The 11,989-nt window shown below is 70.7% G+C and carries 9 protein-coding genes; 3 read left to right on the top strand and 6 right to left on the bottom strand.

Going from position 1 to position 11,989, the window contains the following annotated elements:
• Nucleotides 1-440 precede the first annotated feature (440 nt).
• Nucleotides 441-1,391, top strand: a complete 951-nt coding sequence (locus ACGFZA_RS19660) for a zinc metalloprotease (RefSeq protein ID WP_393680493.1) — start codon at nucleotides 441-443, stop codon at nucleotides 1,389-1,391.
• Nucleotides 1,392-1,451: 60 nt separating this feature from the next.
• On the opposite strand, the gene ACGFZA_RS19655 is transcribed toward ACGFZA_RS19660, so the two are convergent.
• Nucleotides 1,452-2,030: a dienelactone hydrolase family protein gene (locus ACGFZA_RS19655; RefSeq protein ID WP_385279492.1), complete on the bottom strand. Its 579-nt coding sequence runs from the start codon at nucleotides 2,028-2,030 to the stop codon at nucleotides 1,452-1,454.
• Between the two features lie 52 nt (nucleotides 2,031-2,082).
• Between ACGFZA_RS19655 and ACGFZA_RS19650 the strand changes: the two genes are divergently transcribed.
• Complete coding sequence (locus ACGFZA_RS19650) at nucleotides 2,083-3,210, top strand: mechanosensitive ion channel family protein (protein ID WP_385279686.1); 1,128 nt, start codon at nucleotides 2,083-2,085, stop codon at nucleotides 3,208-3,210.
• A 16-nt stretch (nucleotides 3,211-3,226) separates the two neighbouring features.
• Here ACGFZA_RS19650 and ACGFZA_RS19645 read toward each other — a convergent pair whose 3' ends face one another.
• The 5 genes from ACGFZA_RS19645 to ACGFZA_RS19625 form a co-directional block, all read right to left on the bottom strand.
• A complete protein-coding gene (locus ACGFZA_RS19645; RefSeq protein ID WP_385279490.1) occupies nucleotides 3,227-4,813 on the bottom strand; it encodes a Na+/H+ antiporter in 1,587 nt (528 codons plus the stop codon).
• 107 nt (nucleotides 4,814-4,920) lie between these two features.
• The gene (locus ACGFZA_RS19640) at nucleotides 4,921-5,385 is read right to left on the bottom strand and encodes a GNAT family N-acetyltransferase (protein ID WP_385279487.1); all 465 of its coding nucleotides are present in this window, start codon (nucleotides 5,383-5,385) and stop codon (nucleotides 4,921-4,923) included.
• On the bottom strand, nucleotides 5,382-6,323 hold the full coding sequence (locus ACGFZA_RS19635) for an RluA family pseudouridine synthase (RefSeq protein ID WP_393680489.1): 942 nt from the start codon (nucleotides 6,321-6,323) through the stop codon (nucleotides 5,382-5,384). Before ACGFZA_RS19635 ends, ACGFZA_RS19640 begins: the two co-directional genes overlap by 4 nt.
• 23 nt (nucleotides 6,324-6,346) lie before the next feature.
• Nucleotides 6,347-7,012 carry a signal peptidase II gene (lspA, locus tag ACGFZA_RS19630; protein WP_385279480.1) on the bottom strand — a complete coding sequence of 222 codons (666 nt, stop codon included), beginning with the start codon at nucleotides 7,010-7,012 and terminating at the stop codon, nucleotides 6,347-6,349.
• 221 nt (nucleotides 7,013-7,233) lie between these two features.
• Nucleotides 7,234-7,830: a TraR/DksA family transcriptional regulator gene (locus tag ACGFZA_RS19625; RefSeq protein WP_393680536.1), complete on the bottom strand. Its 597-nt coding sequence runs from the start codon at nucleotides 7,828-7,830 to the stop codon at nucleotides 7,234-7,236.
• 830 nt (nucleotides 7,831-8,660) lie between these two features.
• Between ACGFZA_RS19625 and ileS the strand changes: the two genes are divergently transcribed.
• Nucleotides 8,661-11,810 (top strand): isoleucine--tRNA ligase, encoded by a 3,150-nt coding sequence (gene ileS / locus ACGFZA_RS19620; RefSeq protein ID WP_393680486.1) that lies wholly within the window; start codon nucleotides 8,661-8,663, stop codon nucleotides 11,808-11,810.
• Nucleotides 11,811-11,989: the final 179 nt, after the last annotated feature.

The following is an 11,989-nucleotide window of genomic DNA, read 5'->3' as shown; positions in this document are numbered from 1 at the left end:
TATGGTCTGGGCTCCCCCCCCCTCTAAAAAAACCCCCGCCCTTTTGGGGGGGGGCTAATAAAACCCGCCCTCCCCGGCCCCGTGTACGGCGTCCCCCCCCCCGCCCGCGTCCGCCGTGCGCGGACCGCCGTAATCCGGCCACCGCGGCACGTGTTGACGGCAGATGACGACGCCGTGCCGGGCCGCTTCCTCCATGGATCCAATGCGGACACACCGGCCATGAGCACGCCCCGGTAGATGACGTTCGTGTCTCAAACTTCGCGGCGGGCAGAAGATTTTCTTCCCGTTGCACCGGTTCGCACCCTGAATGATTGGGCCGGATCGATTCTCCCTTACATATGACATGCCCACGTAATCTCCCCGGCGGCGGGTGAGGAAATCCCTCCCCCACACATCCGCGAGGAGTCCCTGTGCGCACTCTTGCTCGTATATCACCGCGTATGCGTCACCGTGCGATCGGCACCGCCGTCCTGGCCGGAACCCTGGCCCTGGCACCCCTCTCCGTCTCCTCCGGCGCCACCGCCGTTTCCGGCAAGGCCGCCGCGTCGGCCGAAGCCTGCGCCGACGCCCCGGCCGCCGCCCGCCAGTCCCGCCCCACGGGCCCGCAGCACGCCGCTGATCCCAACGAGCTCACCACCGCCCAGGCCGCGGCCATCGACAAGCAGCTGAAGAAGAGAGTCGCCGAGCGCCGGGTCACCGGCTCCGCGCTCGCCGCCGGCGCGACCGTCCCCGTGTACTTCCACGTCATCCACTCCGGCACCACGGGCAAGCTCACCGCAGGTGACATCAGCAGCCAGATGAGCGTGCTGAACGCGGCGTACAGCGGCCAGGGCACCGGCAACACCCCCACCGGCTTCCAGTTCTCCCTGGCGGGCACCGACTACACGGACAACGCCTCCTGGTACAACCTCTCCTCGGGCTCGTCGGCCGAGAAGGCCATGAAGACCGCTCTGCGCAAGGGCGGCAAGAACGCGCTCAACGTCTACACCGCCAACCTCGGCGGCGGGCTGCTCGGCTGGGCGACGTTCCCGAGCTCCTACAGCTCCAGCCCGTCCATGGACGGCGTGGTGATCCTGGACGCCTCACTGCCGGGAGGCTCCGCCACCAACTACGACCAGGGCGACACCGCGACGCACGAGGTCGGCCACTGGATGGGGCTCTACCACACGTTCCAGGGCGGCTGCAGCGGCAACGGCGACTACGTCTCCGACACCCCCGCGGAGAAGAGCGCCGCCTTCGAGTGCCCGACCGGGCGCGACACCTGCACCAACAAGACGGGCGTCGACCCGATCCACAACTTCATGGACTACACGTACGACTCCTGCATGTACCAGTTCACCGCGGGCCAGGTGCAGCGGATGAGCGACAGCTGGACCGCGTACCGCGGCTGATCCGTTCCCTCATGCCCGAGGGGCCCCGCGCCGTTCCGTGGCGCGGGGCCCCTCGTGTGCTCACAGCGTGGCGAGGAAGCCGATCGCGACCTTCCAGGCCAGCTCGGCCGACGCCTGGTCGAAGTCCGGCAGTTCCGCGTCGGTGAACACGTGCCCCGCGCCGGGGTACCGGTAGACCTCGACATCGGCGCCGGTCCGCTGCATCTGCAGATACCAGGAGTTCAGCCAGTCGTGCGTCTCGAACGGGTCCGGGTCGGCGACGTGCAGCTGTACGGGCAGGTCGTCCACCGACGCGTTCTCGGCGATGTCCGACGTGCCGTGGAAGAGCAGCAGCCCGCGCGCCTTCGCGTCCCCGAGTGCCAGCGTCTGGGCGACGGACGCGCCGAGCGAGAAGCCCACGTAGACCAGCCCGCGGTCGGAGTAGGGCGCGGCGGCGAGCACGGCCCGCTTGAGCAGCTCCTCCTTGCCCGTCTCCTCCTTGAAGGCCAGTCCTTCCTCGACGGATTCGAAGGTGTGTCCCCCGAAGAGATCGGGCACGTGCACCTCATGCCCGGCGGCGCGCAGCCGGTCGGCGGCCGCGTGCACCGCCGGGCGCAGGCCGTACGTCGAGTGGAAAAGCATGATGTTCATGAGGTCCATGGTGCCAGTTACGGTCGAGAGCCTGGAGAGCGACGGTATGGAGAGCGACAGCATGGAGAACGTACTGCGACCGCTGATCGTCCTGGGCGGTACGGCCCTGATCACGCTGGTGGCGGGCTGGCTCCTCGACCTGCTGCTCAGACGCGCCGACGGCCGGCACCACGAGACACCGCTGTGGGGTCTGCTGCGGCGCTGCCGGATCCCGTTCCAGCTGACGCTGGGCGCGGCGCTGCTGCGGGCCACGTACCCTCACACCCGGCTCGACGTGGTCCGGGACCACCGGACGGGTATCGGGCAGGTGCTGACGCTGGTGCTGATCGGCGCGTCGGCCTGGCTGGTGGTGCGGATCGCCGTCGCGATCGTGGACTCGGTGTACGCGCGCTACGCGGCGAACACCCGCGATCCGGCGCGGGTGCGGCGGGTCCGGACTCAGGTGACGCTGATCCAGCGGGTGGTCATCGCGATCGTGACGACCGTGGCCGTCGCCGCGATGCTGCTGACGTTCCCCGCCATGCAGACGGTCGGCACCTCGATGCTGGCCTCGGCCGGTGTCCTCGGCATCGTCGCGGGTGTCGCCGCCCAGTCCACACTCGGCAATCTCTTCGCGGGACTGCAGATCGCCTTCGGCGACATGGTGCGGATCGGCGACACGGTGGTCGTGGACGGCGAGTGGGGCACGATCGAGGAGATCACCCTGACCTTCCTCGCGGTCCGGACCTGGGACGAGCGGCGGATCACGATGCCGGTCTCCTACTTCACCAGCAAGCCCTTCGAGAACTGGTCGCGCGGCGGGGTCCAGATGACCGGTTCGGTCTTCTTCCATCTCGACCACGCGGCGCCGGTCTCCGCGATGCGCGAGCAGCTGCGGGACATCCTGGGCGAGTGCGCCGCATGGGACGGCCGGGACTGGTCGCTGGCGGTCACCGACACCACCCCCTCCACCATCCAGGTGCGGGCGGTGGTCACCGCGAAGGACGCGGACGACATCTGGACGGTGCGCTGTGCGGTCCGGGAGCAGCTGATCGGCTGGCTGCGCGACCACCATCCGTACGCGCTGCCGCGGATCGCCACGGCCCCCGCGGCTCTGCCGCCCGGTGACGTGTGGCCGACGGTGAACGGCGCCGGTCCGGACGAGAAGCCGGCGGGCTGGGGCAGGGCGCCGCGCACGGGGCGTGGCTGACGGTTCCCCGTGGGGGTCAGCGCAGGCTGCGTACGTCCAGCTGCCGCAGGACCCGGTCGACCACCTCGGGATCCGCACCGGCCTCGCTGCGCGCGGCGAGCACCGCGTGGCGGGCGGCCGACATCATCTCGCGCTGGACGCGGCTGACCGCCTTGAACCGCTCGGCGCGCTGGGCGTACGCCTCGCGCCGCTCGTCGTCGACCATGTCGGGGCTGATGCGCGCGCCCACGTCGTAGGCCAGCCGCTGGAGGCGTTCCACGAGGTCCTCGGGGAACTCCTCGACCTCCTGGATCTCCTTGAGCCGCTGCCTGGCCGCCTTGGCGGCGCGGATCGCGAGGTCCTTCTCCAGCGCCTCCTCTGCGTCGGTGTCCGCCTTGACGCGCAGTTTGCGCACCAGCCAGGGGAGCGTGAGGCCCTGGAAGACCAGGGTGACCATGATCACGGCGAAGGCGATGAAGACGATCTCGTCGCGGCCGGGGAACGGCTTCCCGTCGTCCGTCTCCAGCGGGATCGCGAGCGCGAGGGCCACCGAGGCCACGCCGCGCATCCCGGCCCACCACATGATCACGGTCTCCCGCCAGCCGGTGGGGATGTCCTCGCTGACGTCGCGGCGGGTGTGCAGCCGTTTGGCCAGCCAGGTCGCCGGGAGCAGATAGAGCAGCCGGACGCCGACGACGACGGCGACGATGGCCAGGGCCCAGCCCGCCATCTCCAGCCGGTGGCCGTCGGCCGTCCCGAAGACGTTGTGCAGCTCCAGGCCGATCAGTCCGAAGGCGACACCGGTGACGAGGGTGTCGACGATCTCCCAGAAGGTGCGGCCGGTGAGCCGGCCGAGGACGTCGTCGGCGTCGGCGGTGTGCTCGGCGAGGAAGAGCGCGGTGGTCAGGACGGCGAGCACGCCGGAGCCCATCAGCTCCTCGGCGAGGACGTAACTGACGAACGGCACCAGCAGCGACAGTCCGACCTGGAGGGTGGCATCGCCGAGCAGGCCCATGAGTTTGATGGTGAGCCAGCCGAGCGCGACGCCGACCGCCACGGCGACGACGGCGGACAGGAACAGCAGTCCGAACGCCTCGGGCAGCGAGAACGTACCGCTCACCGCCGCGGCGATGGCCACGTGGTAGAGCACGATCGCGGTGACGTCGTTGAACAGGCCCTCGCCCTCCAGGATGGAGACGAGCCGGCGGGGCAGTCCGACCGATCCCGCGACGGCGGTGGCCGCGACCGGGTCGGGCGGTGCCACGAGGGCGCCGAGCGCGACGGCGGCGGCAAGGGGCAGACCGGGAACGATCGCGTTGGCCACCGTGGCCACGGCAGCCGTCGTCAGGAAGACCAGCGCCACGGCCAGCAGGAAGATCGGCCGCTTGTTGGCGGCGAACTGCCGCCAGGAGGTGCGCTGCACGGAGGCGTAGAGCAGCGGAGGCAGCAGCGCGGGAAGAATGATCTCCGGCGGGATGTCGACGTTCGGCACGAAGCTGAGGAAGGCCATCACGACACCCGCGAGTGTCATCAGAACCGGTGCGGGGAGGCCGAGCCGCTCGCCGAGCGGCACGGTGACCACGGCTCCCAGCAGCAGCAGGAGCAGCAGTGTCACTTGGTCCACGAGGTGCCTTCCGGAGCTCTCCGGCCGGGCCCGGTCTCGGCACGGCCAAGGCCCTCAGCCTGCCATGCACCCCCGGTACTCCGGGGCCAGGGGGTGCGCCGGGGGTGTCAGACCGTCCGGCGCATCGCCCGGTGCGGAATGCCCGCGTCCGGGAACTCGGGGCCGTAGGCCACGTACCCGAGCCGTTCGTAGAAGCCGAGCGCATGCGTCTGGGCGTGCAGGTCGACGGCGGCCAGGCCGAGCTCGCGGGCGGCGGCCTCGATGGCGCGCACCAGTGCCGCGCCGACCCCGAGGCCGCGTGCCTCACCGGTCACCGCGAGCCGGCCGAGCGATCCGACCGTGAGGTCCCCGCCGGTCTTCGCCTCCGTGCCGGGGCCGTGCAGCAGCCGTCCGGTGCCGAGCGGCGTGCCGTCCGAGGCGACGGCGATGACGTGCACCGCGTCCGCGTCGTAGGCGTCGTACTCGATCTCCTCGGGCACGTTCTGCTCGCCGACGAAGACGTCCTTGCGGATCTGGAAGCACGCGGCGCGGTCCTGCTCGCCGGTGACCGTGCGGGTGGTGAAGGAGGTCATTCGCTCTCTGCCGCGATCCTGTCGAGGGCCTGCTGGAGGTCGTCCGGGTAGGTGCTGGAGAACTCCACCCAGCTGCCGTCCGCGGGGTGCTCGAAGCCGAGCCGCACCGCGTGCAGCCACTGCCGGGTCAGCCCCAGCCGCTTGGCCATGGTCGGGTCGGCACCGTAGGTCAGGTCGCCGACGCAGGGGTGGCGGTGGGCGGACATGTGCACCCGGATCTGGTGCGTACGGCCCGTCTCCAGCTTGATGTCCAGGAGGCTGGCGGCGCGGTACGCCTCGATCAGGTCGTAGTGCGTCACCGACGGCTTGCCCTCGGCGACGACGGCCCACTTGTAGTCGTGGGTGGGGTGGCGGCCGATGGGGGCGTCGATGGTGCCGCTCATCGGGTCCGGGTGGCCCTGGACCAGCGCGTGGTACTTCTTCTCGACGACCCGGTCGCGGAACTGGGCCTTCAGCAGGGTGTAGGCGCGCTCGGACTTGGCGACGACCATCAGCCCGGAAGTGCCGACGTCGAGCCGGTGGACGATGCCCTGACGCTCGGCGGCGCCGGAGGTCGAGATCCGGTATCCGGCTGCGGCGAGACCGCCGATGACGGTGGTGCCGGTCCAGCCGGGGCTCGGGTGCGCGGCTACGCCCACCGGCTTCATGATCACGACGATGTCGTCGTCGTCGTGGACGATCTCCATGCCCTCGACGGGCTCGGCGACGATCTGCACCGGAGCGGCCGCCTGCGGCATCTCCACTTCCAGCCAGGCACCGCCCCGCACCCGTTCGGACTTCCCGACCACCGAACCGTCCACCTGTACCTTCCCGGCGGCGGCCAGCTCTGCGGCCTTGGTGCGGGAGAAGCCGAACATGCGGGAAATGGCGGCGTCGACCCGCTCGCCTTCCAGGCCATCGGGTACGGGCAGGGTGCGGACCTCGGGTTGCGTACTCACCTGTCGAGTATGCCTTGCATGGCCTAGTCCTTGTGCACGGTGCCGTCGGGGTCCAGGCCCTTGAAGGAGAGAAGCACGATCAGGATGCCTCCGCAGACGATCGCGGAGTCCGCCAGATTGAAGACGGCGAAGTGGGCGGGCGCGATGAAGTCCACCACGGCCCCCTCGAAGACGCCGGGCGCGCGGAAGATGCGGTCGGTGAGGTTGCCGAGCGCCCCGCCGAGCAGGAGGCCGAGCGCGATGGCCCACGGCAGGCTGTAGAGCTTGCGCGCGAGCCGCGCGATCACCACGATGACGGTCGCGGCGATGATGGTGAAGATGATCGTGAAGGCCTCACCGAGACCGAACGCGGCGCCCGCGTTGCGGATCGCGTCGAGCCTGAGCCAGTCGCCGAAGATCTCGATCGGCTCCTGGTGCTCCAGCTTCGCCACCACGAGCATCTTGCTGCCCAGGTCGAGCAGGTAGGCGAGGACGGCGACGCAGAAGAGCAGGACGATGCGGCGCCGGCGGGTGGCGGGCGAGCGGTCGACCGTGGTCGACCCGTCCTCGGCCGCCGGACCGGCGTCCTGCCCGTCCGGCTCGACGGCGTCCGGGGACCCGCTCGCGCCGGCCTGCTCCGGCTCGGCTCCTTCGTGTCCCTCAGCCTCGGGGATGTCCGGCGTACCGATGATGCGCTCCGCCTCTGCCACGTGAGTCCCTCAACCTAGTTCCGACGGAGAGGCTGTCGGGTGATCTGCGGCCGGAAGGCGGACCCGGTCCGGTGCACACGGCTCCGGAGCGCCGAAACGGCCCCGTAGCGGAGCTACCAGGCCATTTCGGCGACGCGGGAGACGTGCGTGCCGGGCTCGGCCGCCCGATCGCAGATCACCCGACAGCCTCTGGGGACGAGGGTACGACACACCGGTGGGGATCAGCCGCGTCGCTCCTGCTTCTGTTTGTCCTCGACGCAGAGGGTGGCCCGGGGGAACGCCTGCATCCGCGCCTTGCCGATCGGATTGCCGCAGATCTCGCAGAGCCCGTACGTGCCCGCGTCGAGCCGGGCCAGTGCCCGCTCGGTCTGCTCCAGCATCTCCTGGGCGTTGGCGGCGAGCGACATCTCGTGCTCGCGGGTGATGTTCTTCGTGCCGGTGTCCGCCTCGTCGTCACCCGCCCCGTCTCCGGAGTCCCGCATCAGCCCGGCCAGGGCCAGGCCCGAGGCCTCCAGCTCGTTGCGCAGCCGGGTGATCTCGCCGGTCAGCTCGGTGCGGGCGGCCGAGACCTCCTCCGGCGTCCAGGGGTCTTCTCCCGGCCGTACGGCCAGCTCGCCCGGGGCCGTCGCCGCAGCCCGCGCCGGGGGCACGGGTGCCGCGCTCCGGCCGGCCGTCCGGGTCCTGGCCGCGCTCTTCTTGGCTACCACCGTGTGGACTCCCGTCTGCTCGGCGGCCTCGGCCGCCCCCGTGGCCGCGTCTGCGGCCTTCTTCGAAGCCTTCTCGGCCGTGGTCTTCCCGGCCGCGCTCTTCTTCGCCACGGTCTTCTTCGCCGCGGCTTTCTTCGTCGTCTTCTTGGCCGTCGTCTTCTTGGCCGCCTTTTTGACGGCCTTCTTGGCGGCCTTCTTCGTGCTCGTACCGGCCGCCCGCTCCGGCTCCGGACCGGTCTGGGTCGCGCCGCGCGGATGCGCGTCCCGAGCGCTCTCCCGGCCTGTCTCTCCTGTCGTCTCCCCGGCTGCCGCGCCCGTGGATCTCGCTGACGCCGTCTTCTCTGCGGCGGTCTTCTTCGCCACCATGGCCGCGGCCCCTTCACGCATTGTGATCTTGCTCGCGAGTCGTGCTGGGACGATAAGTCGACCCCAGGCCCGCGGCAACGGGGCACGCCGCCGTATCGTCCCTCCCCGAGTCCGGATCGGCGCCCGCCTGAAACCGTTGTGCCCAGCTCCCCGCCCGGTAATCCGCCTTCCGGCCGCCCACCGGAGGGGCTCCCGGACCCGTTGCGCACGTCTGGCCATTCGGGTCACGCCGGGGCTGACGGAAAACCGGTCGGCCGCCGCACCCGGGGGCCCGTACACTGGCCTCAGCGAGAGGCATGGATGGGACGAGTAGCGCCGTACGCAGCCCAGAGCGACCCGGGGACGGTGGAAGCCCGGGGGCGAGCGCGCCGCGAAGATCACCCCGGAGCCGCCGGAAGAAAGCTCGGAACAGTGGGCCCCGCCCACGGATCCAGGGCCAGTAGAACCGGCATCGCACCCCAATGAGGGGGCCGCGGGCGTACGCCCGGGGCCAAGGAGGGTGGTACCGCGGGATCCGGGCACCGGTTCTCGTCCCTCCGACGGAAGTGGAAAACGTCCGCCGGAGGAAGCCGCACATGACATCCCCGCAGTACCGCCAGGTACCCGCCCAGGTCGACCTGCCCGCGCTGGAGCACGCCGTGCTCGACTTCTGGCGCGAGAACAAGGTCTTCAGCCAGAGCCTCGAACAGTCCGAGGGCCGCCCCGAGTGGGTCTTCTACGAGGGCCCGCCGACCGCCAACGGCATGCCCGGCGCCCACCACATCGAGGCCCGCGTCTTCAAGGACGTCTTCCCGCGCTTCCGCACCATGCAGGGCTACCACGTCGGCCGTAAGGCCGGCTGGGACTGTCACGGGCTGCCGGTCGAGCTCGCGGTCGAGAAGGAGCTGGGCTTCAACGGCAAGAAGGACATCGAGGCGTTCGGCATCGCCGAGTTCAACGCCAAGTGCCGCGAGTCCGTCACCCGGCACACCGACGCGTTCACCGAGCTCACGACCCGGATGGGCTACTGGGTCGACCTCGACGACGCGTACCGCACGATGGACCCCGAGTACGTCGAGTCCGTGTGGTGGTCGCTGAAGGAGATCTTCAACAAGGGCCTGCTCACCCAGGACCACCGCGTCGCCCCGTGGTGCCCCCGCTGCGGCACCGGCCTCTCCGACCACGAGCTGGCCCAGGGCTACGAGACGGTCGTGGACCCCTCGGTCTTCGTCCGCTTCCCCCTGACGTCCGGCCCGCTGGCCGGCGACGCGGCCCTCCTGGTCTGGACGACGACCCCCTGGACCCTGGTCTCCAACACGGCCGTCGCCGCGCACCCCGAGGTCGAGTACGTCGTCGCGGCCAACGGCGAGGAGAAGCTGGTCGTCGCCCGGCCGCTCGTCGAGAAGGCGCTGGGCGAGGGCTGGGAGCTCACCGGTCAGTCCTTCACCGGGCGCGAGATGGAGCGCTGGACGTACGAGCGTCCGTTCGCCCTGGTGGACTTCCCCGCGCCCGCGCACTACGTCGTGAACGCCGAGTACGTGACGACCGAGGACGGTACGGGTCTGGTCCACCAGTCCCCCGCCTTCGGCGCCGACGACCTCCTGGTCTGCAAGGCGTACGGCCTCCCGGTGGTCAACCCGGTCCGCCCCGACGGCACCTTCGAACAGGACGTGCCACTGGTCGGCGGCGTCTTCTTCAAGAAGGCCGACGAGACGCTCACCGAGGACCTGGCCGCCCGCGGGCTGCTCTTCCGCCACGTCCCGTACGAGCACAGCTACCCGCACTGCTGGCGCTGCCACACCGCGCTGCTCTACTACGCACAGCCGTCCTGGTACATCCGCACGACCGCGGTCAAGGACCGGCTCCTCGAAGAGAACGAGAAGACCAACTGGTTCCCCGAGTCGGTCAAGAACGGCCGCTTCGGCGACTGGCTGAACAACAACGTCGACTGGGCCCTGTCCCGCAACCGCTACTGGGGCACGCCGCTGCCGATCTGGCGCTGCGAGGACGACCACCTCACGTGCGTCGGCTCGCGCGCCGAGCTGACCGAGCTCACCGGCACCGACCTGTCCGGCCTGGACCCGCACCGGCCGTTCATCGACGAGATCACGTTCACCTGCACGCACGAGAACTGCCAACTGGAGGCGTACCGCGTCCCGGAGGTCATCGACGCCTGGTACGACTCGGGTTCGATGCCGTTCGCGCAGTGGGGCTACCCGTACAAGAACAAGGAGATCTTCGAGAGCCGCTACCCGGCGCAGTTCATCTCGGAGGCCATCGACCAGACGCGCGGGTGGTTCTACACGCTGATGGCGATCGGCACGCTCGTCTTCGACAAGTCGTCGTACGAGAACGTGGTCTGCCTGGGCCACATCCTCGCCGAGGACGGCCGGAAGATGTCCAAGCACCTGGGCAACATCCTCCAGCCGATCCCGCTCATGGACCAGCACGGCGCCGACGCCGTCCGCTGGTTCATGGCCGCAGGCGGCTCCCCCTGGGCGGCGCGGCGGGTCGGTCACGGCACGATCCAGGAGGTCGTCCGCAAGACGCTCCTCACGTACTGGAACACGGTCGCCTTCCAGGCGCTGTACGCCCGGACGTCCGACTGGGCGCCCTCGGCCGCCGACCCGGCACCGGCCGACCGCACGGTCCTGGACCGCTGGCTCCTCAGCGAGCTGAACGCCCTGGTTGACCAGGTCACCCAGGCGCTGGAGGGGTACGACACCCAGCGCGCCGGCAAGCTGCTGTCGGCGTTCGTCGACGACCTGTCCAACTGGTACGTACGCCGCTCCCGCCGACGCTTCTGGCAGGGCGACAAGGCTGCTCTGCGCACCCTCCACGACGTCGTCGAGACGGTCACCCGGCTGATGGCCCCGCTGACCCCGTTCATCACCGAGCGGGTCTGGCAGGACCTCGTCGCGCCGGTCACCCCGGACGCCCCCGCCTCGGTGCACCTCTCCACCTGGCCGAAGGCGGACCTGTCGGCGATCGACCCGGGCCTGTCCACCCAGATGGCCCTGGTACGCCGCCTGGTCGAGCTGGGACGCGCCACGCGTGCCGAGTCGGGCGTCAAGACCCGCCAGCCGCTGTCCCGCGCCCTGGTCGCGGCCTCGGGCTTCGAGACCCTCTCCCCGGAGCTGCACGCCCAGATCACGGAGGAGCTGAACGTCTCCTCCCTGGCCTCCCTGTCCGAGGTCGGCGGCTCGCTGGTCGACACGACGGCGAAGGCGAACTTCCGGGCCCTGGGCAAGCGGTTCGGCAAGGGCGTCCAGGCGGTGGCGAAGGCCGTCGCGAACGCGGACGCGGCGGCGCTCTCGCTGGCCCTGCGCGAGGGCACGGCGTCGGTCGAGGTCGACGGGGAGCAGATCACCCTGGCCCCCGACGAGGTCATCATCACGGAGACCCCGCGCGAGGGCTGGTCGGTCGCCTCGGACTCGGGCGCCACGGTCGCCCTGGACCTGGAGATCACCCCGGAGCTGCGGCGTGCGGGCCTGGCCCGTGACGCGATCCGGCTGATCCAGGAGGCGCGCAAGAACAGCGGCCTGGACGTGGCGGACCGCATCGCCGTCCGCTGGAAGTCCACGTCGCCCGCGACGGCCGAGGCCCTGACCGAGCACACGCCGCTCATCGCGGACGAGGTCCTGGCCCTGGACTACGCCGAGGGCGAGGCGGACGCGACGTACGGCGAGCCCTTCGAGGACGAGGGCCTGTCGCTGACCTTCCGCCTCCGCAAGACGGAGCGGTAGCCGGCACCGCACGAGGGCCCGGCCGGACACGTTCCGGCCGGGCCCTTCCCGTATCCGGCGACATGAAGCCCCGGCCTCCCCCGGTCCCGTCCGGGGCCGCCCCCGGCCTCCAGTCTCGCCGGCGCATGAAGCGCGGGGTCCGGGGCGGAGCCCGGTCACGGGAAGGGAGCAGAGGACAA

It is taken from the genome of Streptomyces sp. NPDC048211 (assembly GCF_043202315.1).
Lineage (GTDB): Bacteria > Actinomycetota > Actinomycetes > Streptomycetales > Streptomycetaceae > Streptomyces.
This window is presented reverse-complemented; position numbering and strand designations above follow the sequence as displayed.

Coding starts and splice junctions, on each gene's coding strand:
- ACGFZA_RS19660 (WP_393680493.1), top strand. CDS start 441: ATGCGTCACCGTGCGATCGGCACCGCCGTCCTGGCCGGAACCCTGGCC.
- ACGFZA_RS19655 (WP_385279492.1), bottom strand. CDS start 2,030: ATGGACCTCATGAACATCATGCTTTTCCACTCGACGTACGGCCTGCGC.
- ACGFZA_RS19650 (WP_385279686.1), top strand. CDS start 2,083: ATGGAGAACGTACTGCGACCGCTGATCGTCCTGGGCGGTACGGCCCTG.
- ACGFZA_RS19640 (WP_385279487.1), bottom strand. CDS start 5,385: ATGACCTCCTTCACCACCCGCACGGTCACCGGCGAGCAGGACCGCGCC.
- ileS (WP_393680486.1), top strand. CDS start 8,661: ATGACATCCCCGCAGTACCGCCAGGTACCCGCCCAGGTCGACCTGCCC.